This window comes from Pseudomonas sp. QL9, assembly GCF_041409665.1.
Lineage (GTDB): Bacteria > Pseudomonadota > Gammaproteobacteria > Pseudomonadales > Pseudomonadaceae > Pseudomonas > Pseudomonas knackmussii.
Map to the genome: position 1 here is coordinate 1,947,263 of NZ_CP166971.1, position 22,771 is coordinate 1,970,033.

General features: G+C 59.0%; 35 protein-coding genes. All 35 read right to left on the bottom strand.

The genetic code is table 11. From position 1 onward, the window contains the following. Positions 1-35 precede the first annotated feature (35 nt). The 35 genes from ACA097_RS09150 to rpsL all read right to left on the bottom strand — a co-directional run bounded on the left by ACA097_RS09150 (position 36) and on the right by rpsL (position 22,745). Positions 36-1,457 (bottom strand): IS1182 family transposase, encoded by a 1,422-nt coding sequence (locus ACA097_RS09150; RefSeq protein WP_371368433.1) that lies wholly within the window; start codon positions 1,455-1,457, stop codon positions 36-38. Positions 1,458-1,568: 111 nt separating this feature from the next. Then, entirely contained in the window at positions 1,569-3,719 is a 2,151-nt protein-coding gene (katG, locus tag ACA097_RS09155) for a catalase/peroxidase HPI (RefSeq protein ID WP_371369896.1), read from the bottom strand. A 255-nt stretch (positions 3,720-3,974) separates the two neighbouring features. Next, positions 3,975-4,439 carry a bacterioferritin gene (gene bfr, locus ACA097_RS09160; protein ID WP_043248961.1) on the bottom strand — a complete coding sequence of 155 codons (465 nt, stop codon included), beginning with the start codon at positions 4,437-4,439 and terminating at the stop codon, positions 3,975-3,977. A gap of 175 nt (positions 4,440-4,614) precedes the next feature. After that, complete coding sequence (gene rplQ / locus ACA097_RS09165) at positions 4,615-5,001, bottom strand: 50S ribosomal protein L17 (protein ID WP_043248958.1); 387 nt, start codon at positions 4,999-5,001, stop codon at positions 4,615-4,617. A 43-nt stretch (positions 5,002-5,044) separates the two neighbouring features. Beyond that, on the bottom strand, positions 5,045-6,046 hold the full coding sequence (gene rpoA, locus ACA097_RS09170; protein ID WP_043248956.1) for a DNA-directed RNA polymerase subunit alpha: 1,002 nt from the start codon (positions 6,044-6,046) through the stop codon (positions 5,045-5,047). Positions 6,047-6,068: 22 nt separating this feature from the next. Further along, complete coding sequence (rpsD, locus tag ACA097_RS09175; RefSeq protein WP_043248954.1) at positions 6,069-6,689, bottom strand: 30S ribosomal protein S4; 621 nt, start codon at positions 6,687-6,689, stop codon at positions 6,069-6,071. Between the two features lie 16 nt (positions 6,690-6,705). Beyond that, a complete protein-coding gene (gene rpsK / locus ACA097_RS09180) occupies positions 6,706-7,095 on the bottom strand; it encodes a 30S ribosomal protein S11 (protein ID WP_003093689.1) in 390 nt (129 codons plus the stop codon). Positions 7,096-7,113: 18 nt separating this feature from the next. Further along, positions 7,114-7,470, bottom strand: coding sequence for a 30S ribosomal protein S13 (rpsM, locus tag ACA097_RS09185; protein WP_043248952.1), 357 nt, complete (start codon positions 7,468-7,470; stop codon positions 7,114-7,116). A gap of 130 nt (positions 7,471-7,600) precedes the next feature. Beyond that, entirely contained in the window at positions 7,601-7,717 is a 117-nt protein-coding gene (gene rpmJ / locus ACA097_RS09190; RefSeq protein WP_002555468.1) for a 50S ribosomal protein L36, read from the bottom strand. A 29-nt stretch (positions 7,718-7,746) separates the two neighbouring features. Further along, positions 7,747-9,081 carry a preprotein translocase subunit SecY gene (gene secY, locus ACA097_RS09195; RefSeq protein ID WP_043248950.1) on the bottom strand — a complete coding sequence of 445 codons (1,335 nt, stop codon included), beginning with the start codon at positions 9,079-9,081 and terminating at the stop codon, positions 7,747-7,749. Further along, on the bottom strand, positions 9,082-9,516 hold the full coding sequence (gene rplO / locus ACA097_RS09200; protein WP_043248948.1) for a 50S ribosomal protein L15: 435 nt from the start codon (positions 9,514-9,516) through the stop codon (positions 9,082-9,084). A 2-nt stretch (positions 9,517-9,518) separates the two neighbouring features. Next, a complete protein-coding gene (gene rpmD / locus ACA097_RS09205) occupies positions 9,519-9,695 on the bottom strand; it encodes a 50S ribosomal protein L30 (RefSeq protein WP_043248946.1) in 177 nt (58 codons plus the stop codon). A 2-nt stretch (positions 9,696-9,697) separates the two neighbouring features. Further along, the gene (gene rpsE / locus ACA097_RS09210) at positions 9,698-10,198 is read right to left on the bottom strand and encodes a 30S ribosomal protein S5 (RefSeq protein ID WP_009617173.1); all 501 of its coding nucleotides are present in this window, start codon (positions 10,196-10,198) and stop codon (positions 9,698-9,700) included. Between the two features lie 3 nt (positions 10,199-10,201). Then, positions 10,202-10,552 (bottom strand): 50S ribosomal protein L18, encoded by a 351-nt coding sequence (rplR, locus tag ACA097_RS09215; RefSeq protein WP_009617172.1) that lies wholly within the window; start codon positions 10,550-10,552, stop codon positions 10,202-10,204. 10 nt (positions 10,553-10,562) lie between these two features. Further along, positions 10,563-11,096, bottom strand: a complete 534-nt coding sequence (gene rplF, locus ACA097_RS09220; RefSeq protein ID WP_009617171.1) for a 50S ribosomal protein L6 — start codon at positions 11,094-11,096, stop codon at positions 10,563-10,565. A gap of 11 nt (positions 11,097-11,107) precedes the next feature. After that, entirely contained in the window at positions 11,108-11,500 is a 393-nt protein-coding gene (gene rpsH / locus ACA097_RS09225; RefSeq protein ID WP_043248944.1) for a 30S ribosomal protein S8, read from the bottom strand. A gap of 185 nt (positions 11,501-11,685) precedes the next feature. Then, positions 11,686-11,991, bottom strand: coding sequence for a 30S ribosomal protein S14 (gene rpsN / locus ACA097_RS09230; protein WP_043248942.1), 306 nt, complete (start codon positions 11,989-11,991; stop codon positions 11,686-11,688). Positions 11,992-12,004: 13 nt separating this feature from the next. Beyond that, positions 12,005-12,544, bottom strand: coding sequence for a 50S ribosomal protein L5 (gene rplE, locus ACA097_RS09235; protein ID WP_043248941.1), 540 nt, complete (start codon positions 12,542-12,544; stop codon positions 12,005-12,007). Between the two features lie 19 nt (positions 12,545-12,563). Beyond that, a complete protein-coding gene (gene rplX, locus ACA097_RS09240) occupies positions 12,564-12,878 on the bottom strand; it encodes a 50S ribosomal protein L24 (protein WP_043248939.1) in 315 nt (104 codons plus the stop codon). 12 nt (positions 12,879-12,890) lie between these two features. Further along, positions 12,891-13,259: a 50S ribosomal protein L14 gene (rplN, locus tag ACA097_RS09245; RefSeq protein ID WP_003093714.1), complete on the bottom strand. Its 369-nt coding sequence runs from the start codon at positions 13,257-13,259 to the stop codon at positions 12,891-12,893. A 16-nt stretch (positions 13,260-13,275) separates the two neighbouring features. Further along, on the bottom strand, positions 13,276-13,542 hold the full coding sequence (gene rpsQ / locus ACA097_RS09250; protein ID WP_009617165.1) for a 30S ribosomal protein S17: 267 nt from the start codon (positions 13,540-13,542) through the stop codon (positions 13,276-13,278). A gap of 2 nt (positions 13,543-13,544) precedes the next feature. Continuing rightward, entirely contained in the window at positions 13,545-13,736 is a 192-nt protein-coding gene (gene rpmC, locus ACA097_RS09255; protein WP_003093720.1) for a 50S ribosomal protein L29, read from the bottom strand. Continuing rightward, positions 13,736-14,149 carry a 50S ribosomal protein L16 gene (gene rplP, locus ACA097_RS09260; RefSeq protein WP_009617163.1) on the bottom strand — a complete coding sequence of 138 codons (414 nt, stop codon included), beginning with the start codon at positions 14,147-14,149 and terminating at the stop codon, positions 13,736-13,738. Before rplP ends, rpmC begins: the two co-directional genes overlap by 1 nt. A gap of 11 nt (positions 14,150-14,160) precedes the next feature. After that, complete coding sequence (rpsC, locus tag ACA097_RS09265) at positions 14,161-14,847, bottom strand: 30S ribosomal protein S3 (protein WP_015475326.1); 687 nt, start codon at positions 14,845-14,847, stop codon at positions 14,161-14,163. Positions 14,848-14,860: 13 nt separating this feature from the next. Then, the gene (gene rplV, locus ACA097_RS09270) at positions 14,861-15,193 is read right to left on the bottom strand and encodes a 50S ribosomal protein L22 (protein ID WP_003103908.1); all 333 of its coding nucleotides are present in this window, start codon (positions 15,191-15,193) and stop codon (positions 14,861-14,863) included. Between the two features lie 12 nt (positions 15,194-15,205). Further along, positions 15,206-15,481: a 30S ribosomal protein S19 gene (rpsS, locus tag ACA097_RS09275; protein WP_015475324.1), complete on the bottom strand. Its 276-nt coding sequence runs from the start codon at positions 15,479-15,481 to the stop codon at positions 15,206-15,208. A gap of 16 nt (positions 15,482-15,497) precedes the next feature. After that, positions 15,498-16,319 (bottom strand): 50S ribosomal protein L2, encoded by an 822-nt coding sequence (gene rplB, locus ACA097_RS09280; protein WP_043248936.1) that lies wholly within the window; start codon positions 16,317-16,319, stop codon positions 15,498-15,500. An 11-nt stretch (positions 16,320-16,330) separates the two neighbouring features. Further along, positions 16,331-16,630: a 50S ribosomal protein L23 gene (rplW, locus tag ACA097_RS09285; protein ID WP_015475322.1), complete on the bottom strand. Its 300-nt coding sequence runs from the start codon at positions 16,628-16,630 to the stop codon at positions 16,331-16,333. Next, entirely contained in the window at positions 16,627-17,229 is a 603-nt protein-coding gene (gene rplD, locus ACA097_RS09290; protein ID WP_043248932.1) for a 50S ribosomal protein L4, read from the bottom strand. The genes rplW and rplD overlap by 4 nt, the downstream gene beginning before the upstream one ends. A gap of 14 nt (positions 17,230-17,243) precedes the next feature. Next, entirely contained in the window at positions 17,244-17,879 is a 636-nt protein-coding gene (rplC, locus tag ACA097_RS09295; RefSeq protein ID WP_009617147.1) for a 50S ribosomal protein L3, read from the bottom strand. Between the two features lie 82 nt (positions 17,880-17,961). Beyond that, positions 17,962-18,273, bottom strand: coding sequence for a 30S ribosomal protein S10 (gene rpsJ, locus ACA097_RS09300; RefSeq protein ID WP_003243886.1), 312 nt, complete (start codon positions 18,271-18,273; stop codon positions 17,962-17,964). Between the two features lie 158 nt (positions 18,274-18,431). After that, entirely contained in the window at positions 18,432-19,625 is a 1,194-nt protein-coding gene (gene tuf, locus ACA097_RS09305) for an elongation factor Tu (RefSeq protein ID WP_043248914.1), read from the bottom strand. Between the two features lie 30 nt (positions 19,626-19,655). Further along, a complete protein-coding gene (gene fusA / locus ACA097_RS09310) occupies positions 19,656-21,785 on the bottom strand; it encodes an elongation factor G (protein WP_043248930.1) in 2,130 nt (709 codons plus the stop codon). A 30-nt stretch (positions 21,786-21,815) separates the two neighbouring features. Continuing rightward, positions 21,816-22,286: a 30S ribosomal protein S7 gene (gene rpsG, locus ACA097_RS09315; protein ID WP_009617132.1), complete on the bottom strand. Its 471-nt coding sequence runs from the start codon at positions 22,284-22,286 to the stop codon at positions 21,816-21,818. A gap of 87 nt (positions 22,287-22,373) precedes the next feature. Further along, positions 22,374-22,745: a 30S ribosomal protein S12 gene (gene rpsL, locus ACA097_RS09320; RefSeq protein WP_009617130.1), complete on the bottom strand. Its 372-nt coding sequence runs from the start codon at positions 22,743-22,745 to the stop codon at positions 22,374-22,376. Positions 22,746-22,771 lie beyond the last annotated feature (26 nt).

Sequence of the window (22,771 nt, forward strand, 5' to 3'; positions counted from 1 at the left end):
CCGACTGGTTCGGGGCGTTTGTTTTTTTGGAGGGATCAGCCCATCAACTCGATCAGGCGACGCGCGCCGAGTACCTGAATCGCGCGTTTGAGGTTGTAGGCCTGCACGGCCAGGGCCATTTCCGTACTGGCGCCCGCTAACTGCCGCAGCAGGAAGCGGCCGTTGCCGAATATCCACTGTTTCAGGTTACCGAAGGGGTGTTCGACGATCGCCCGGCGCTTGGCCATCATCTCCGGCCGGGCCTTCAGGCGTTGCTGCATGCGCTCGAACGCTGATTCATGGGCATGACGGCTGAGATGACGACGCTGGCTATTCGTGCAGCGCGCCTTCAAAGGGCAAGCACGGCAGTCGCCGGCGATCGCATAAATCCTCTCTGTGCCTCGTACCTGTTTGAGCGGGAGCCACTGGCCTGCCGGGCACTGATAGCGGTCATGCTCCGCGTCGTAGGTAAAGGCGCTTCGGTCGAACAGCGCCGTGCCGTTGCCATGATTGTTAACGCCACGGTTCGGCGGTACATACGCCGTGATGCCTGCATCCTCGCACGCCTGGAATTGCTCGCCATTGGAGTAGCCGGCGTCCGCCGTGACCGTCAGTTGCGCCTGTTCCAGCACGGCTTGAGCGGCTTCCGCCATCGGCTGCAACTGGCGAGTGTCATTGCCATCCTGGGTCACCTCGTGGTGCAGCACCAAGCAATGCTTGTCATCGACGGCACTTTGCACGTTGTAGGCGACCCGTGCGCCCTGGTGAGTTCGCATCAACAGGGCATCGGCCTCGCCGATCACGAATTGCTCGAGCCCCTGGGCCTGCATCAGTACCTGGCAGGTCAGGTTGTCCGCGTGTTGAGCCTGCAACTGCTCCAGCGCAGTCTTCACGGCACTCCGGTCGACCCCATCGCCCGCTTCGGCGCGGTCGGCCTCATCCAGGTCGCTCAGATAGCGGGCTATCTCGGCCTCCAGCTTGGCTTGCTGACGCTTGAGCCGCGCCAGGCTCAGGTGCTTGCGCCGTGAAGCCACCGCCTGGAATTTGCTGCCATCGATGGCCACCAACTGACCACCGAGCAACCCGACCTGGCGGCAGAACTGCACGAAAGCACGACAGGTCGCCTGAAACGCCGAACCATTGTCTTTGCGGAAGTCGGCAATGGTCTTGAAGTCCGGCGACAGGCGACCCAGCAGCCACATCACTTCGACATTGCGCTGGCATTCGGCTTCCAGTCGGCGCGAGGAGCGAATTCGCTGGAAGTAGCCATACAGGTACAGCTTGAGCAAGTCGGCCGGATCATAGGCCGGGCGCCCCGTCCGGCTCGCCTGCGCCTTGCTGAAGCCCAGCCGCTGCAAATCCAACCGCGCCACGTAGGCCTCGATCACGCGGACCAGATGTTCTTCGGGAACCAACTCATCCAGCGACACTGGAAACAAGCTGCCCTGATCACGCCCTTCACCGCGGATATAGCCCATGAACGACAATGCCCGTATCGATCGATACGGGCATTGTCTTTGGCTTGTGCTCAGACGGCTAGGTTTTCACACAGTCTGAATCGCCCGGCTTTTTCTTTCAGCACTGGAGCATCAGGCCAGGTCGAAACGGTCCAGGTTCATCACCTTGGTCCAGGCGGCGACGAAGTCCTCCACCAGCTTCTGCTTGCCGTCGGCACTGGCATACACCTCGGCGTAGGCGCGCAGCACCGAGTTGGAGCCGAACACCAGGTCGTTGCGGGTCCCGGTGTACTTTACCTTCCCGGTCTTGCGGTCCTTGCCCTCGAAGACTTCGCCAGAGCTGTCCACAGCCTTCCACTCGGTGCCCATGTCCAGCAGGTTGACGAAGAAGTCATTGCTTAGCACGCCGACCTTGTCGGTGAACACGCCGTGCTGGCTGCCGTCGTGGTTGGCTCCCAGCACCCGCAGGCCACCCACCAGCGCGGTCATCTCGGGCGCAGTCAGCGTAAGCAGTTGCGCTTTGTCGATCAGCATGGCCTCGGTAGGAACACCGAGCTTGCCCTTGCTGTAGTTGCGGAAGCCATCGGCAACCGGCTCCAGCACGCCGAAGGAGTCGACGTCGGTCTGGTCCTGGCGAGCATCGACACGGCCCGCGCTGAACGGCACGTCCACACTTACGCCGGCAGCCTTGGCGGCCTGCTCGATACCCACGTTACCGGCCAGTACGATGACGTCGGCCAGCGACGCCTTGCCAGATGCTTTCTGGATATCCACCAGCTTGGGCAGCGCCTTGACGGCACGTTGGTTGACCACCCAGTCCTTCTGCGGCGCCAGAGCCAGGCGCGCACCGTTGGCGCCGCCGCGCTTGTCGCCACCGCGGAAGGTCGAAGCCGAGGCCCAGGCTACCGAAACCAGGTCGCCAACCGACAGCCCGGAGGCAGCGATCTTCGCCTTCAGATCAGCGATATCGGCAGCGCTCGGATTGTGCGTGGCCGCCGGCAGCGGGTCTTGCCAGAGCAGGTCTTCCTTCGGCACTTCCGGGCCGAGGTAGCGTGCTTTCGGGCCCAGGTCGCGGTGGATCAACTTGAACCAGGCGCGGGCGAAGGCGTCGGCGAAGGCCTGCGGATCGTCCAGGAAGCGCTTGGAAATCTTGCCGAACTCGGGATCGAAACGCAGGGTCAGGTCGGTGGTCAGCATGGTCGGCTTGTGGAATTTGCCGGGGACATGCGCATCCGGAATGATTTCCGGAGCGTCCTTGGCGATCCACTGCTTCGCACCTGCCGGCGAGGTGGTAAGTTCCCACTCGAACTTGAACAGGTTCTCGAAGAAGTTGTTGCTCCACAGCGCCGGGGTCTTGGTCCAGGTGACTTCGAGGCCACTGGAAATGGTGTCCTTGCCGTGGCCGCTGCCGAAGTTGCTGATCCAGCCGAGACCTTGGGCTTCGATGGGCGCGCCTTCCGGTTCCGGGCCCTTGTGCGATTCAGGCGCGGCGCCGTGGGTCTTGCCGAAGGTGTGGCCACCGGCGATCAGGGCCACGGTTTCCTCGTCGTCCATGGCCATGCGGCCGAAGGTTTCGCGGATATCGCGGGCAGCGAGCATGTAGTCGCCACTGGCATTCGGGCCTTCGGGGTTCACGTAGATCAGGCCCATGTGGGTGGCACCGAAAGGCGGGGTCAGATCACGGGCGGCGTCGACGCGCTCGGGGTCCACGCCCAGCCACTTGATCTCGGCGCCCCAGTTCACGTCCTGGTCCGGTTCCCACACGTCTTCGCGGCCCGCGCCGAAACCGAAGGTGCGGAAGCCCATGGATTCCAGCGCGACGTTACCGGCAAGCAACAACAAGTCGGCCCAGGAAATCTGTTGGCCGTACTTCTGCTTGATCGGCCAGAGCAGCCGGCGGGTCTTGTCGATGTTGACGTTGTCCGGCCAGGAGTTGAGTGGAGCGAAGCGCTGCTGGCCGCGACCGCCGCCGCCACGGCCGTCGGTGGTGCGATAGGTGCCGGCGGCGTGCCAGGCCATGCGGATCATTTGTGGACCGTAGTGGCCGAAGTCAGCGGGCCACCAGTCCTGGGAGTCGGTCATCAGCCGGACCAGGTCGGCCTTCAGGGCCTTGTAGTCGAGCTTCTTGAATTCTTCGGCGTAGTTGAATTTCTTGCCGAGCGGGTTGGACTTGTTCGAATGCTGGTTGAGCAGATCCACGCGAAGCTGGTTGGGCCACCAATCCCTGTTAGTGGTGCCGCCACCTGCGACATGATTGAACGGGCATTTTGCTTCATTCGACATTGCTCTCTCCTTTGTCCTCTGTCCTCATCGAGTCGGTCTGGACGACTACGGCCGACGGTTGGGTAAGACTAGACCCGCTCCAAAGAAGGGACCAATTTATGAAAAGCAACGCCACGATAGTTTTTATCTCTTAAAAACTGACATCCTGATAGGCAGCCGCCGGTGCGCTACAGACGCCTGAACGCGCTTCCCGACCCAACAAAAAGCCCCTGGTGCACGGCAGCACCAGGGGCTTCTTTTATGGCGATTCGGCTGTCAGATCTGCGACTGCAGGTAGTTCTCCAGCCCCATCTTGGCGATCAGACCGAGCTGCTGCTCGAGCCAGTAGGCGTGGTCTTCCTCGGTGTCGGCCAGCTGCGCCTTGAGAATCTCGCGGGAAACGAAATCGCGGTGCTGTTCGCAAAGCGCGATGCCTTTGGCCAACGCGGCGCGCACCTGGCGCTCCAGCTTGAGATCGGCCTCGAGCATTTCCGGCACGGTGCGACCTGGATGAATTTCGTCCGGACGCATGCGGGGCGTGCCCTCGAGCAGCAGGATGCGACGGAGCAGCGCGTCGGCGTGCTGAGTTTCCTCTTCCATCTCATGGTTGAGGCGCTCGTAAAGCTTGCTGAAGCCCCAGTCCTCGTACATGCGCGAATGGATGAAATATTGGTCGCGCGCGGCCAGCTCGCCTGCCAGCAGCATGTTGAGATAGTCGATTACTTCCGCGTGGCCTTGCATCAGTCAGCTCCATGAATCCGATGAAGAAAATAAGGGGAGTCCGCCCTCCACGACCGCGATCCGGATCGGGTCGAGGATAGCCCCATTGCGAAAATGCTGACGAAATACGAGCCATTTCCAGGGGCAACAAAAAACCGGGCACGAGGCCCGGTTTCTTGTAGAGCAGCAAGCAGGCTTATTCAGCCGCTTCGACCTGACCGGCAACCGGACGATCGATCAGCTCGACGTACGCCATGGGGGCGTTGTCGCCGGCGCGGAAGCCGCACTTCAGGATGCGCAGGTAGCCGCCCGGACGGTTGGCGTAGCGCTTGCCCAGGTCGTTGAACAGCTTGCCTACGGCTTCTTTCGAACGGGTACGGTCGAAAGCGAGACGACGGTTGGCAACGTTGTCGACCTTGGCCAGGGTGATCAGCGGCTCGGCAACGCGACGCAGTTCCTTGGCCTTGGGCAGGGTGGTTTTGATCAGTTCGTGTTCGAAGAGCGACACAGCCATGTTCTGGAACATAGCCTTGCGGTGCGCGCTGGTGCGGCTCAGGTGACGACCACTTTTACGATGGCGCATGGTTCAATTCCTTTCCAAACTTTACGTTCGGTAGCTACGACGATCAGGCAGTAGCCTTGTCGTCTTTCTTGAGACTTGCCGGCGGCCAGTTATCGAGGCGCATACCGAGGGACAGACCGCGAGAGGCCAGGACGTCCTTGATTTCGGTCAGGGACTTCTTGCCCAGGTTCGGAGTTTTCAACAGCTCTACTTCGGTGCGCTGAATCAGGTCACCGATGTAGTAGATGTTCTCCGCCTTCAGGCAGTTGGCCGAACGGACAGTCAGCTCCAGGTCATCGACCGGACGCAGCAGGATCGGATCGATCTCGTCTTCCTGCTCTTCAACGACAGGCTCGCTGTCACCCTTGAGGTCCACGAACGCTGCCAGCTGCTGTTGCAGGATGGTAGCGGCGCGACGGATAGCCTCTTCAGGGTCCAGGGTGCCGTTGGTTTCCAGATCGAGGACCAGCTTGTCCAGGTTGGTACGCTGTTCGACACGGGCGTTCTCGACCACGTAGGCAACACGACGTACGGGGCTGAACGAGGAATCGAGCTGCAGACGGCCAATGCTACGGCTTTCGTCTTCATCGCTCGAACGAGCATCAGCCGGCTCGTAGCCACGGCCACGAGCGACTTTCAGCTTCATGTTCAGCGCACCGTTATCGGCCAGGTGGGCGATAACATGGTCACCGTTGACGATCTCGACATCATGATCCAGCTGAATATCGGCAGCGGTCACCACACCCGAGCCCTTTTTCGCCAGGGTCAGCGTCACTTCGTCACGGCCGTGCAGCTTGATGGCCAGACCTTTCAGGTTGAGCAGGATTTCAATGACATCTTCCTGCACACCTTCGATCGCGGAGTACTCGTGGAGTACGCCGTCGATCTCGGCCTCGACCACTGCACAGCCGGGCATGGAGGACAACAGGATGCGACGCAGCGCGTTGCCCAGGGTATGGCCGAAACCACGCTCGAGAGGCTCGAGAGTGATCTTGGCGCGGGTTTGGCTGACCACCTGCACATCGATGTGGCGGGGGGTCAGGAACTCATTTACCGAACTCTGCATGGATGCACCTATTTTCTAGCCCTTACTTGGAGTAGAGCTCGACAATCAGGTTTTCGTTGATGTCGGCGGACAGGTCGGCACGAGCCGGAACGCTCTTGAAGGTACCGGACTTCTTGTCGGTGTCCACTTCGACCCACTCAACGCGACCGCGCTGGGCGCACAGTTCGAGGGCTTGAGCGATACGCAGCTGGTTCTTCGACTTTTCGCGAATAGCAACGACGTCGCCGGCCTTAACCTGATAGGACGGGATGTTGACGGTCTGACCGTTCACGCTGATGGTCTTGTGGGACACCAGCTGACGGGATTCCGAACGGGTGGAACCGAAGCCCATACGGTAGACGACGTTGTCCAGACGGCATTCCAGCAGCTGCAGCAGGTTCTCACCGGTAGAACCTTTGCGGCGGGATGCTTCCTGGTAGTAACCACGGAACTGACGCTCCAGTACGCCGTAGATACGACGGACTTTTTGCTTCTCACGCAGCTGCAGACCGTAGTCGGACAGGCGACCACGGCGAGCGCCGTGCTGGCCAGGAACCTGTTCGGCCTTGCACTTGGAGTCGAGGGCGCGAGCGCCGCTCTTCAGGAACAGATCAGTGCCTTCACGGCGAGACAGTTTGCACTTGGGACCAATGTAACGAGCCATTTCTCACTGTCTCCTATTACACGCGACGCTTTTTCGGCGGGCGGCAGCCGTTATGCGGGATCGGGGTTACGTCGGTGATGCTGGCGATCTTGTAACCGCAGGCATTCAGCGCACGAACAGCCGACTCACGACCCGGGCCCGGGCCCTTGACGTTTACGTCGAGGTTCTTCAGGCCGTATTCCAGAGCAGCCTGGCCGGCACGCTCGGCCGCTACCTGGGCAGCGAACGGGGTGCTCTTACGCGAGCCGCGGAAGCCCGAACCACCAGAGGTAGCCCAGGACAGAGCGTTGCCCTGACGGTCGGTGATGGTAACGATGGTGTTGTTGAAGGACGCGTGGATGTGAGCGATCCCGTCAACCACCGTCTTTTTGACTTTCTTACGAGGACGAGCAGCAGGTTTTGCCATGACTAAATTCCTAAGCGATTACTTGCGGATCGGCTTACGCGGGCCCTTACGGGTGCGCGCGTTGGTCTTGGTACGCTGACCGCGAACCGGCAGACCGCGACGATGACGCAGACCACGGTAGCAACCGAGGTCCATCAGACGCTTGATGTTCATGTTGATTTCGCGGCGCAGGTCACCCTCGGTGGTCAGTTTGCCCACTTCGGTACGCAGCTGATCAATCTGCTCTTCGCTCAGATCCTTGATCTTTGCCGACGGGCTGATGCCAGTCGCTACACAGATGCTCTGTGCAGTAGTGCGACCAACACCATAGATGTAGGTCAGCGAGATAACAGTGTGCTTGTTATCCGGAATGTTTACGCCTGCAATACGGGCCATTCAGAAAAACTCCAATTGACAGCTACCCGGCGCCCAGGAAGCCAAGAAAGGGCGCGGATATTAGCGCTGTAAAAACAAATAATCAACCCGGCAGCACACTAGCTGCCGGGCTATATCGCGTGGATCACACTCAGCCTTGGCGCTGCTTGTGACGCGGCTCCGCGCTGCAGATCACGCGAACAACACCTTCGCGGCGGATGATCTTGCAGTTACGGCACAGCTTCTTAACCGATGCACGAACTTTCATCAGTGACTCCTACTAACCTTACGGGCCGGTCAGCGCAGCATGCTGCTGCCGCCATAACCCTTCAGGTTGGCTTTCTTCATGAGGGATTCGTACTGGTGAGAAACGAGGTGCGATTGTACTTGGGCCATAAAGTCCATCACAACCACGACCACGATCAGCAACGAGGTCCCGCCGAGGTAGAACGGAACGTGAGCTGCCACCACCAGGAACTGGGGCAACAGGCACACCGCCGTCATGTACAGGGCACCGAACATGGTCAAACGGGTCAGAACGCCATCGATGTAGCGAGCCGACTGTTCACCCGGACGAATACCCGGAATAAATGCACCGGACTTCTTGAGGTTTTCCGCCACGTCCTTCGGGTTGAACATCAGCGCTGTGTAGAAGAAGCAGAAGAAAACGATCCCTGCGCTAAACAGCAGAATGTTCAACGGCTGACCGGGGGCGATCGCTTGCGCGACGTCCTGCAGCCAACCCAGGCCCTCCGACTGACCGAACCAGGCGCCCAGGGACGCCGGGAACAGCAGAATGCTGCTGGCGAAGATGGCCGGGATTACGCCCGCCATGTTCACCTTCAACGGCAGATGGCTGGTTTGCGCGGCAAACACCTTGCGGCCTTGTTGGCGCTTGGCGTAATGCACGGCAATCCGGCGCTGGCCACGCTCGATGAACACAACGAACGCGATGATCGCAACGGCCAGCAGGCCTACGGCGATCAGGGCGAAGATGTTGATGTCACCTTGGCGAGCAGACTCGAAAGACTGCCCGATAGCGCGCGGCAGGCCGGCAACGATACCGGAGAAGATCAGCATGGAAATACCATTGCCGACGCCTCGCTCGGTGATCTGCTCGCCCAGCCACATCATGAACAGTGCACCCGCCACGAAGGTGGTGACCGACACGAAGTAGAAGCCGAAGTCATTGGAGAAGGCCACGCCCTGGCTGCCCAGACCAACGGACATGCCGATGGCCTGGACCAGCGCCAGAGCGACGGTCCCGTAGCGGGTGTACTGGCTAATCTTGCGACGCCCAGACTCACCCTCTTTCTTCAACTGTTCCAGCTGCGGGCTGATGGATGTCATGAGCTGCATGATGATCGATGCCGAGATGTACGGCATGATCCCCAGCGCAAAAATGCTCATGCGCTCCAGCGCGCCGCCGGAAAACATGTTGAAGAGGCTAAGAATGGTCCCCTCGTTCTGCCGGAACAGTGACGCCAAGCGGTCGGGGTTGATGCCCGGAACCGGGATGTGCGCACCTATCCGATAGACGATGATCGCCAGGAACAGGAAGCGCAGACGTGCCCAGAGCTCGGACAGACCACCACCGTTGCTCAGCGCAGAGAGAGCACCTTGCTTAGCCATTTAGTCCTCGATTTTGCCGCCAGCTGCTTCGATGGCCGCGCGCGCACCTTTGGTGGCGCCGATGCCTTTCAGGGTTACCGCACCAGCAACTTCGCCGGACAGCACGACTTTGACGCGCTGTACGTTACGGTTGATGACATTGGCATCCTTCAGGGACTGCACGGTCACGACTCCGCCTTCGACCTTGGCCAGCTCGGAGGTACGAACCTCGGCGCGGTCCAGGGCTTTCAGGGACTTGAAGCCGAACTTCGGCAGACGACGGTGCAGAGGCTGCTGGCCGCCCTCGAAGCCCGGAGCGATGGTGCCGCCGGAGCGGGAGGTCTGACCCTTGTGGCCGCGACCACCGGTCTTGCCCAGGCCGCTACCGATGCCACGACCCGGACGGTGCTTCTCGCGACGGGCACCCGGCGCGGAACGCAGATCGTTCAGTTGCATGATTAACCCTCAACCTTCAGAAGGTAGTAAGCCTTGTTGATCATGCCGCGGTTTTCAGGAGTGTCCTGAACTTCGACGGTGTGACCAATGCGACGCAGGCCCAGACCCTTGACGCAGGCTTTGTGATTGGCCAGACGACCGTTCACGCTCTTTACCAGAGTAACTTTTACGGTTGCCATGGTTAGAGAATCTCCTCGACGCTCTTGCCACGCTTGGCCGCTACCGACTCAGGGGACTGCATGTTCTTCAGGCCCTTGAAGGTGGCGTATACCACGTTGACCGGATTGGTCGAGCCGTAGCACTTGGCCAGAACGTTCTGCACACCAGCAACTTCCAGGACAGCACGCATGGCGCCGCCGGCGATGATGCCGGTACCTTCCGAAGCCGGCTGCATGTACACCTTGGAGGCGCCATGAGCGGACTTGGTCGGGTACTGCAGGGTGGTGCCGTTCAGATCGACCTGGATCATGTTGCGGCGAGCAGCTTCCATGGCTTTCTGGATGGCAGCCGGCACTTCACGCGCCTTGCCACGACCGAAGCCAACACGGCCCTTGCCATCGCCAACCACGGTCAGCGCGGTGAAGGCGAAGATACGGCCACCTTTTACGGTTTTGGCGACGCGGTTAACTTGAACCAGCTTCTCGATGTAGCCTTCGTCGCGCTTTTGATCGTTGTTTGCCATAACTTAGAACTCCAGACCGCCTTCGCGAGCGGCATCAGCCAGGGCCTTGATGCGGCCGTGGTACTTGAAGCCAGAACGGTCGAACGCCACCTGAGTGACGCCGGCAGCCTTGGCGCGTTCGGCGACCAGTTGACCAACTTTCTTGGCTGCGTCGACGTTGCCGGTGGCACCTTCGCGCAGTTCCTTGTCCAGGGTCGAGGCGCTGGCCAGGACCTTGCCGCCATCGGCCGCAATGACCTGGGCGTAGATGTGCTGGGAAGAGCGGTACACGCAGAGGCGTACAGCTTCCAGTTCGCGCATCTTCAGGCGTGCCTTGCGAGCGCGACGCAGACGGGTTTCTTTCTTGACGCTCATTTGCTATGCCCTACTTCTTCTTGGCTTCTTTACGAAGTACGACTTCGTCGGAGTAACGCACGCCCTTGCCTTTGTACGGCTCCGGCGGACGGAAGTCGCGAATCTCCGCGGCAACCTGACCGACCAGCTGCTTGTCGATGCCCTTGATCAGGATATCGGTCTGGCTGGGGGTTTCGGCGACGATGCCGGCGGGCAGTTCGTAATCAACCGGGTGGGAGAAGCCGAGGGCCAGGGACAGCACTTGGCCTTTGGCCTGCGCCTTGTAACCAACGCCGACCAGCTGGAGCTTGCGCTCGAAGCCCTGGCTAACGCCGATTACCATGTTGTTGACCAGAGCACGGGTAGTACCGGCCATGGCACGGGTCTGCTGGTCGCCGTTACGGGCGGCGAAACGCAGCTCACCGTTGTCCTGGATGACTTCTACGGACGGGTGGACTTTCAGTTCCAGGGAACCTTTGGAGCCCTTGACCGAGAGTTCCTGACCAGCCAGCTTGATTTCAACGCCGGCGGGCAGTTTGACGGGGTTCTTAGCAACGCGAGACATGCTGATTCCCCTTAGAACACAGTGCAGAGCACTTCGCCACCAACACCAGCGGCACGGGCAGCACGGTCAGTCATCACACCTTTGTTGGTGGAGACGATCGACACACCCAGACCGCCGCGTACTTTCGGCAGCTGATCTACGGACTTGTACTGGCGGAGGCCAGGACGGCTGATACGCTTCACTTCCTCGATGACAGGCTTGCCTTCGAAGTACTTCAGCTCGATCGACAGCAGAGGCTTGGCCTCAGTGCTGACTTGGAAATCCGCAATGTAGCCTTCGTCCTTGAGGACTTTGGCTACGGCTGCCTTCAGCTTGGAAGACGGCATGCTCACGACGGTCTTCTCAGCCATCTGGGCATTACGGATGCGAGTTAGCATGTCTGCTAACGGGTCCTGCATACTCATGGGCTTAATGCTCCTGATACAAAAGATAAGCCTTCAACTTCATCACCCCTCAAAACACCGGGCGACATAAACCCAGGCTCGGGGGAGCCGGGTATTCTAGAGATCGCTCAAAAACGAATCAAGCCCCACGAGGGGGCTTGATTTGCGAAGCGATCAACGGGGCTGTTGCCAACCCCGCTAACGACTTACCAGCTGGCTTTCACCAGGCCCGGTACGTCACCGCGCATCGCGGCTTCACGCAGCTTGTTACGGCTCAGGCCGAACTTGCGGTAGAAGCCGTGCGGACGACCAGTCAGACGGCAACGGTTACGCAGGCGGCTGGCGCTCGCGTCACGCGGTTGCTTCTGCAGGGCGACCTGAGCAGCCCAACGGTCTTCCGCACTGGTAGCCGGATTCGCGATGGTAGCTTTCAGCTCGGCACGCTTTTTGGCGTACTTGGCTACCGTGCGCTGACGCTTCAGCTCACGGTTCTTCATGCTCTCTTTAGCCATGGTCCTACTCCAATCAGTTGCGGAACGGGAAGTTGAAGGCGCGCAGCAGTGCACGACCTTCATCATCCGAACGAGCGGTGGTGGTCAGAGTGATATCCATGCCGCGCAGAGCATCGATTTTGTCGTAATCGATTTCCGGGAAGATGATCTGCTCTTTAACGCCCATGCTGTAGTTGCCACGACCATCGAAGGACTTGGCATTCAGGCCGCGGAAGTCACGTACGCGCGGCAGGGAGATGGAGAGCAGGCGGTCCAGGAACTCGTACATCCGGTCGCCACGCAGGGTGACCTTCACGCCGATTGGCCAGCCTTCACGAATCTTGAAGCCAGCGATGGACTTACGAGCGTAAGTCACAACCGGTTTCTGGCCAGCGATCTTTTCCAGATCGGCTACGGCGCTCTCGATGACTTTCTTGTCGCCGACAGCTTCGCCCAGACCCATGTTCAGGGTGATTTTGGTGACGCGCGGAACTTCCATCACGTTCGCCAGCTGAAGCTCTTGCTTCAGCTTGGGCGCGATTTCCTTCCGATAAATTTCTTTCAATCGTGCCATGGTGATCTACCTAGCTCCCTCAAGCCTGAACCGGTTTCTGGGTCGACTTGAAGACACGAACTTTCTTACCGTCTTCTACCTTGAAGCCAACGCGGTCAGCCTTGCTGGTTTCCGGGTTGAAGATGGCGACGTTGGAGACGTGCAGAGGCGCCTCCTTCTCGACGATCCCGCCTTGCTGGTTGAGCATGGGGTTCGGCTTGGTGTGGCGCTTCACCAGGTTGATCCCACCAACGACCAGACGGTCGTCAGCGAGAACCTTCAGCACCTTGCCACGCTTGCCCTTGTCCTTGCCGGCAATGACGATGATTTCGTCGTCACGACGAATTTTTTGCATGACGGCTACTCCTTACAGCACTTCAGGGGCGAGCGAGACGATCTTCATGAACTTCTCGGTACGAAGTTCACGAGTCACTGGCCCGAAGATACGGGTGCCGATCGGCTCCTGCTTGTTGTTCAGCAGGACGGCGGCGTTGCCGTCGAAGCGAATGATCGAGCCGTCGGTACGACGTACGCCGTGCTTGGTGCGAACGACCACGGCAGTCATTACCTGGCCTTTCTTCACTTTGCCGCGCGGAATCGCTTCCTTGACGGTGACCTTGATAATGTCGCCAATGCCGGCGTAGCGGCGGTGGGAACCGCCGAGCACCTTGATGCACATTACGCGACGCGCGCCGCTGTTATCAGCGACATCGAGCATGGATTGAGTCTGAATCATCTTCTATCTCCGACCCTTAGACTTCCACTGCGCGCTCGACGATATCAACCAGAGTCCAGGCCTTGGTTTTGGCCAGCGGACGAGTTTCGCGAATGGTGACCAGGTCACCAATGCGGCACTGATTGGTTTCGTCGTGGGCGTGCAGTTTGGTCGAACGCTTCACGTATTTGCCGTAGATCGGGTGCTTTACGCGACGCTCGATCAGAACGGTGACGGTCTTGTCCATCTTGTCGCTGACGACGCGGCCAGTCAGCGTACGGACGGTTTTCTGAGCTTCAGCCATGATTACTTACCTGCTTGCTGGTTGAGCACAGTTTTAACGCGAGCGATGTCGCGCTTCACTTGCGAGAGCAGGTGAGACTGCCCCAACTGGCCAGTTGCTTTCTGCATGCGCAGATTGAACTGGTCGCGCAGCAGGCCGAGCAGTTGCTCGTTCAGCTGCTCAACGGATTTTTCACGAAGTTCATTCGCTTTCATCACATCACCGTCCGCTTAACAAAGGAGGTGGCGAGCGGCAGCTTTGCAGCAGCCAGGGCGAAGGCCTCGCGCGCCAGCTCTTCGGATACACCCTCGATCTCGTACAGGACCTTGCCCGGTTGAATCTGGGCTACCCAGTACTCGACGCCGCCCTTACCTTTACCCATACGTACTTCCAGGGGCTTTTTGGTAACAGGCTTGTCAGGGAATACGCGGATCCAGATCTTGCCGCCACGTTTTACGTGACGGGTCAGCGCACGACGTGCGGACTCGATCTGACGCGCGGTGAGACGGCCACGGCTGGTCGCTTTGAGGGCGAACTCACCGAAGCTGACTTTGCTACCGCGATGAGCCAGGCCACGGTTGTGACCGGTCATTTGCTTGCGGAACTTCGTACGCTTAGGTTGCAGCATTTGCGTACTCCTTACTTAGCAGCTTTTTTACGAGGAGCGGGCGCTACAGGCTTCAGCTCTTCCTGGCGGCCACCAATGACCTCGCCTTTGAAGATCCAAACCTTCACACCGATCACACCATAAGTGGTGTGCGCTTCGTAGGTTGCGTAGTCGATGTCGGCACGCAGGGTGTGCAGAGGCACACGACCTTCGCGATACCACTCGGTACGAGCGATTTCAGCGCCACCCAGACGACCACTCACCTGGATCTTGATGCCTTTGGCACCAATGCGCATGGCGTTCTGTACAGCGCGCTTCATGGCGCGACGGAACATAACGCGACGCTCCAGCTGCTGAGCTACGCTCTGCGCAACCAGCATGCCATCGAGTTCCGGCTTGCGGATTTCCTCGATGTTGATGTGCACGGGCACACCCATTTGCTTGGTCAGGTCCTGACGCAGCTTCTCAACATCTTCACCTTTCTTGCCGATCACGATGCCGGGACGAGCGGTGTGGATGGTGATACGTGCGGTTTGAGCCGGGCGATGGATATCGATACGGCTTACGGACGCGCTTTTTAGTTTGTCTTGGAGGTATTCACGGACCTTCAGGTCGGCGAACAGATAATCAGCGTAAGTGCGCTTATCTGCGTACCAAACGGAGGTGTGCTCCTTGACGATACCCAGGCGGATGCCATTGGGATGTACTTTCTGACCCATCTGATCGACTCCGTTACTTGTCCGCAACCTTGACAGTGATATGGCAAGACCGCTTGACGATGCGATCAGCACGGCCTTTAGCACGCGGCATGATGCGCTTGAGCGAACGACCTTCGTTTACGAAGACGGTGGAGACTTTGAGATCGTCCACATCGGCGCCTTCGTTGTGCTCGGCGTTGGCCACAGCCGACTCCAGCACTTTCTTCATGATCTCGGCGGCTTTCTTACTGCTGAAAGCCAGGAGGTTGAGCGCTTCGCCCACCTTCTTCCCGCGGATCTGGTCGGCGACCAAGCGGGCTTTCTGGGCGGAGATACGAGCGCCCGACAGCTTAGCGGCTACTTCCATCTTCCTTACCCCTTAACGCTTGGCTTTCTTGTCCGCAGCATGCCCACGATAAGTGCGGGTAGCAGCGAACTCGCCGAGTTTGTGACCGACCATGTCTTCGTTGACCAGAACCGGCACGTGTTGACGGCCGTTGTGGACAGCGATGGTCAGACCAACCATATGCGGCAGAATCATCGAACGACGCGACCAGGTCTTGATCGGTTTACGGTCGTTCTTTTCCACCGCCACTTCGATCTTCTTCAGCAGGTGAAGATCGATAAAAGGACCTTTTTTCAGAGAACGCGGCACTGTCGTATCCCTCTATTTACTTGCGGCGACGGACGATCATGTTATCGGTACGCTTGTTCGCGCGAGTCTTCTTACCTTTCGTCTGAAGACCCCACGGCGACACCGGATGACGACCAGCAGAGGTACGACCTTCACCACCACCATGCGGGTGGTCGACCGGGTTCATGGCAACACCACGAACGGTCGGGCGAACGCCACGCCAGCGCTTGGCACCAGCTTTACCCAGCGAACGCAGGCTGTGCTCGGAGTTCGAGACTTCACCCAGGGTCGCACGGCAGTCAGCCAGGACTTTGCGCATTTCACCGGAACGCAGACGCACGGTTACGTATGCACCTTCACGGGCAACCAGCTGAGCGGAAGCGCCAGCGGAGCGAGCGACCTGAGCGCCTTTGCCAGGCTTCAGTTCGATACCGTGGATGGTGCTACCAACCGGGATGTTGCGCAGCGGCATGTTGTTGCCGGGCTTGATCGGCGCGCCGATACCGGAGATCAGCTGATCGCCAGCTACTACGCCTTTGGGGGCGATGATGTAGCGACGCTCGCCGTCCGCGTATTTCAGCAGAGCGATGTGAGCAGTACGGTTCGGATCGTATTCCACGCGCTCAACGATGGCAGGAATGCCATCCTTGTTGCGGCGGAAGTCGACCAGACGGTAGTGCTGCTTGTGACCACCACCGATATGACGGGTGGTGATACGACCGTTGTTGTTACGGCCGCCCGACTTGGATTTCTTTTCGAGCAGGGGAGCGAACGGAGCACCTTTGTGCAGGTCCTGGTTCACTACCTTGACTACGAAACGACGACCAGCGGAAGTCGGTTTGCATTTAACGATTGCCATGATGCACCCCTTTACTCAGCGCCAGCTGCGAAATCGAGATCCTGGCCCGGCTGGAGAGCGATGTACGCTTTTTTCCAGTCGTTACGCTTGCCCAGGCCGCGAACGGTACGCTTGGTCTTGCCCTGAACATTCAGGGTGGTGACGCGACGTACTTTCACGCCGAACAGGCTTTCTACGGCCTTCTTGATTTCCAGCTTGGTTGCATCAGTGGCAACCTTGAAAACGAATTGGCTGTTGCCGTCCGCGAGACCAGTGGCCTTCTCGGAGATATGCGGGCCCAGCAGCACTTTGAATACGCGTTCCTGGTTCATGCCAGCAGCTCCTCGAACTTCTTCACGGCAGACACGGTGACGAGCACCTTGTCGTAGGCGATCAGGCTGACCGGGTCGGAACCCTGAACGTCGCGTACGTCGACGTGCGCCAGGTTGCGCGCAGCCAGGTACAGGTTTTCATCGACGCCATCGGTAACGATCAGCACGTCTTTCAGGCCCAGGCCGTCCAGCTTGCTAACCAGACCTTTGGTTTTCGGTGCATCGACAGCGAAGTCGGCAACGATTACCAGGCGCTCCAGACGAACCAGCTCGGAGAGGATGGAGCGCATTGCGGCGCGGTACATCTTCTTGTTGAGCTTCTGGGAGTGATCCTGCGGTTTGGCGGCGAAAGTGGTGCCGCCCCCACGCCAGATGGGGCTACGGATGGTGCCAGCACGAGCACGACCAGTGCCCTTCTGACGCCACGGCTTCTTGCCACCACCGGAGACTTCGGAACGAGTCTTCTGAGCACGGGTACCCTGACGACCGCCAGCCATGTAGGCGACGACTGCCTGGTGAACCAGAGTCTCGTTGAATTCGCTACCAAAGGTACGCTCGGAGACTTCGATAGCCTGAGCGCCATTTACATTAAGTTGCATCTCAGCTTCCCCTCTTAACCGCGTGCCTTGGCTGCCGGACGCACGAGCACGTCACCGCCGGTAGCGCCAGGAACGGCACCTTTGACCAGCAGCAGATTGCGCTCTGCATCGACACGCACGACCTCGAGGGATTGAACGGTTACACGCTCAGCACCCATGTGGCCGGACATTTTCTTGCCCTTGAACACTCGACCAGGAGTCTGGCACTGGCCGATCGAACCCGGGACGCGGTGGGAAACGGAGTTACCGTGGGTATTGTCTTGACCACGGAAGTTCCAGCGCTTGATGGTACCGGCGTAGCCTTTACCTTTGGATTCGCCGGTAACGTCTACCAGCTGACCCGCTTGGAACAGATCGACGGAAATGGAATCGCCCGCCTTGAACTCCTCTTCGCCCAAACGGAATTCCCACACGCCGCGACCGGCGGCGACATTCGCCTTGGCAAAGTGACCGGCCTGAGCCTTGGTCACGCGAGAAGCACGACGCTCGCCAGCAGTTACCTGCACAGCGCGATAGCCATCAGTCTCTTCGTTTTTGAACTGGGTGACGCGATTCGGCTCGACCTCAATGACCGTGACCGGAATGGAGACACCATCTTCGGTGAAAATGCGGGTCATGCCGCACTTACGACCGACAACACCAATTGTCATCTTTAGAACCTCTTTAGTGTACGGGGCTTTCACCCGCTATGGCCGCCCATTTCAGAGCGTTACACGACCAATGCCGAAGGCATTAGCCGAGGCTGATCTGTACTTCGACGCCAGCAGCAAGGTCGAGCTTCATCAACGCGTCGACGGTTTTGTCGGTCGGCTGAACGATGTCGAGAACACGCTTGTGGGTACGAATTTCGTACTGGTCACGAGCGTCCTTGTTGACGTGCGGGGAAATCAGCACGGTGTAACGTTCCTTGCGGGTCGGCAGAGGAATCGGACCACGCACCTGAGCGCCAGTACGTTTCGCGGTTTCCACGATTTCCTGGGTAGATTGGTCGATCAGGCGATGGTCAAAAGCCTTCAACCGAATACGGATTTGTTGATTTTGCATTTGACCTCAGACTCCAAGTTGCCATTCCCAACGGACGGACTCCGCCCGTTAAAAGGAGGCGCAATTGTACGGATGCCCCCTGAGGGTGTCAATATTTGATCAACGAAACGAAAAAGGGGCCCCGAAGGGCCCCTTTTTCTCATGCGCTAGATCAACGATTACTCGAAGATCTTGGCAACCACGCCGGCGCCAACGGTACGACCGCCTTCGCGGATCGCGAAGCGCAAGCCATCTTCCATGGCGATCGGAGCGATCAGGGTGACAACCATTTTCACGTTGTCGCCCGGCATTACCATCTCAACGCCTTCCGGCAGTTCGCAGTTGCCGGTTACGTCGGTGGTACGGAAGTAGAACTGCGGACGGTAGCCCTTGAAGAACGGGGTGTGACGACCACCTTCCTCCTTGGACAGCACGTACACTTCGCACTCGAACTTGGTGTGCGGCTTGATGGTGCCCGGCTTGGCCAGAACCTGGCCACGCTCTACGTCTTCACGCTTGGTGCCGCGCAGCAGGGCGCCGATGTTCTCGCCAGCACGACCTTCGTCGAGCAGCTTACGGAACATTTCAACGCCGGTGCAGGTGGTCTTGGTGGTCGGACGGATACCGACGATTTCGATTTCCTCGCCCACTTTGACGATGCCGCGCTCAACACGACCGGTCACCACGGTGCCACGACCCGAGATCGAGAACACGTCTTCGATCGGCATCAGGAACGGCTGGTCAACAGCGCGAACCGGCTCAGGGATGTAGGCGTCCAGGGTTTCTACCAGCTTACGCACGGCGGAAACGCCCATCTCGTTGTCGTCCTGGCCGTTCAGGGCCATCAGAGCGGAACCGATAACGATCGGGGTGTCATCACCCGGGAAGTCGTAGGTGCTCAGCAGGTCGCGAACTTCCATCTCGACCAGTTCCAGCAGCTCGGCGTCGTCAACCATGTCGGCCTTGTTCAGGAACACGACGATGTAAGGAACGCCTACCTGACGGGACAGCAGGATGTGCTCACGGGTTTGCGGCATGGGGCCGTCAGCAGCCGAGCAGACCAGGATCGCGCCGTCCATCTGGGCAGCACCGGTGATCATGTTCTTCACGTAGTCGGCGTGGCCGGGGCAGTCAACGTGCGCGTAGTGACGAACAGCCGAGTCGTACTCTACGTGCGAGGTGTTGATGGTGATGCCGCGAGCTTTTTCTTCCGGAGCGTTGTCGATCTGGTCGAAAGCGCGAGCGGAACCGCCCCAGGTCTCGGAGCAGACTTTGGTCAGAGCAGCGGTCAGAGTGGTTTTACCGTGGTCAACGTGACCGATGGTGCCAACGTTGACGTGCGGTTTGTTACGTTCGAATTTTTCCTTGGCCACGACAGTAAACCTCTTACTTAAAGGGCTGAATCAAGCTTGTTTTTTAACCAGCGCTTCGACGATGTTCGACGGAGCTTCGGCGTATTTGGAGAATTCCATGGAGTAGCTCGCGCGACCCTGGGACATGGAACGTACGTCGGTAGCGTAGCCAAACATCTCGCCCAGCGGAACTTCGGCGCGAATGACTTTGCCGGAGACGGAGTCTTCCATGCCCTGGATCAGACCACGACGACGGTTCAGGTCACCCATCACGTCGCCCATGTAATCCTCAGGAGTCACTACCTCTACCTTCATGATCGGCTCAAGGACCTTGCCGCCACCCTTCTGGGCCAGCTGCTTGGTAGCCATGGAAGCTGCGATCTTGAACGCCATCTCGTTCGAGTCGACGTCGTGGTAGGAACCATCGAACACCGTTGCCTTCAGGCCGATGAGCGGATAGCCGGCAACAACGCCGTTTTTCATCTGCTCTTCGATACCCTTCTGGATCGCCGGGATGTATTCCTTCGGAACCACACCACCCACGACTTCGTTGGTGAACACCAGGCCTTCGGTGATGTTGCCCTTCTCGTCCACATCGGGAGTGGAGAAGCGAATCCAGCAGTGACCGAACTGGCCACGACCACCGGACTGGCGAACGAACTTGCCTTCGATCTCGACGTTGTCCTTCGAGATGGTTTCGCGGTACGAAACCTGCGGCTTGCCGATGTTGGCCTCTACGCCGAACTCGCGCTTCATGCGGTCGACGAGGATGTCCAGGTGCAGCTCACCCATACCGGAGATGATGGTCTGGCCGGTTTCTTCGTCGGTCTTCACGCGGAACGACGGGTCTTCCTGAGCCAGCTTGCCGAGGGCAATGCCCATCTTCTCCTGGTCAGCCTTGGTCTTCGGCTCAACAGCTACCGAGATTACCGGCTCCGGGAAGTCCATACGCTCGAGGATGATCGGCTTCTCGATGTCGCACAGGGTGTCACCAGTGGTGACGTCCTTCATGCCGATCAGAGCAGCGATGTCACCAGCGCGTACTTCTTTGATCTCGTCACGCTGGTTGGCGTGCATCTGCACCATACGACCAACGCGCTCTTTCTTGCCTTTCACGGAGTTGACGACCGATTGGCCGGACTCCAGAACGCCCGAGTAAACGCGAACGAAGGTCAGAGTACCTACGAACGGGTCGGTAGCGATCTTGAACGCCAGAGCGGAGAACGGAGCAGCGTCGTCAGCCGGACGCTCGTCGTGGATTTCGTTGTCATCAGTGCTGTCCGGATGGACGCCCTGAATCGCCGGAATCTCGGTCGGAGCAGGCAGGAAGTCAATGACGGCGTCGAGAACCAGGGGCACGCCCTTGTTCTTGAACGAGGAGCCGCAGACCGCCGGAACGATTTCGCAGGCGATGGTACGCTGACGCAGGCCGGCCTTGATCTCTTCGATCGACAGCTCACCTTCTTCCAGGTACTTGTTCATCAGCTCTTCGTTGGCCTCGGCAGCAGCCTCGACCATGTTGTTGCGCCACTCGTTCGCCAGGTCCAGCAGCTCAGCAGGAATTTCTTCCTCGCGGTAGCTGGTGCCCTTGTCGTCTTCGTTCCAGTAGACGGCTTTCATCTTCATCAGGTCGATCTGACCCTGGAAGTCGTCTTCTGCACCGATGGCCAGCTGAACAGGAACCGGGGTGTGACCCAGGCGGTTCTTGATCTGGCCGACAACGCGGAGGAAATCAGCGCCGGCGCGGTCCATCTTGTTCACATAAACGATACGCGGAACGCCGTACTTGTTGGCTTGACGCCATACGGTTTCGGACTGCGGCTCAACGCCGGAAGTGCCGCAGAACACAACGACAGCGCCGTCCAGTACGCGCAGGGAGCGCTCAACTTCAATGGTGAAGTCTACGTGGCCGGGGGTGTCGATGACGTTTACGCGGTACTTGTCGTACTGGCCGCGCGAACCTTCCCAGAAGGTCGTGATCGCAGCAGAGGTGATGGTGATACCACGCTCTTGCTCCTGCACCATCCAGTCGGTGGTAGCAGCGCCGTCGTGTACCTCACCCATCTTGTGGCTGAGACCTGTGTAGAACAGGATCCGCTCGGTAGTGGTGGTCTTGCCCGCGTCAACGTGGGCACAGATACCAATGTTCCGGTAGCGGTTAATTGCTGTAGTACGAGCCATAAAGCCCTCGCAAAAATTTGGAAGCCGCGATTAGAAGCGGTAGTGGGAGAAGGCCTTGTTGGCTTCAGCCATACGGTGCACGTCTTCACGCTTCTTGACGGCGGCGCCTTTGCCTTCAGCGGCATCGAGCAGTTCGCCAGCCAGGCGCAGGGCCATGGACTTCTCGCCACGCTTGCGGGCGTAGTCCACCAGCCAACGCATGGCGAGGGCATTACGACGGGACGGACGTACTTCGACCGGAACCTGGTAGGTAGCACCGCCTACACGGCGCGACTTCACTTCGACCAGCGGAGCGATGGCGTCGAGAGCTTTCTCGAAGAGTTCCAGGGGGTCACCTTTACTGCGCTCTTTGACCTTGTCCAGAGCACCGTAAACGATACGCTCGGCAACGGCTTTCTTGCCGCTTTCCATCACGTGGTTCATGAACTTCGCCAGAATCTGGCTTCCGTATTTCGGATCGGCCAGGATCTCACGTTTGGCCGCTACACGACGTCTTGGCATTGATAAGCCCTCAAACGGTCTTCAGGTTAGCCCGGGACTGTTACAGCCCGACCTTACTCTTATCGACTCAGCAAAAAGAAAAATGGATTACTTCGGACGCTTCGCGCCGTACTTCGAACGACCCTGCTTACGGTCTTTAACGCCGGAGGTATCCAGCGAACCGCGCACGGTGTGGTAACGCACACCCGGAAGGTCTTTTACACGACCGCCACGGATCAGCACTACGCTGTGCTCTTGCAGGTTGTGACCTTCACCACCGATGTACGAAGTCACTTCGTAGCCGTTGGTCAGACGTACACGGCAAACCTTACGGAGTGCAGAGTTCGGCTTTTTCGGCGTGGTGGTGTAAACGCGGGTGCAAACGCCGCGACGCTGCGGGCAGTTTTGCAGCGCAGGCACGTCGCTCTTGTCGACCATGCGCTTGCGCGGCTTACGCACCAGCTGGTTGATAGTTGCCATCTATAGCTCCACTGATTGTCTTACGA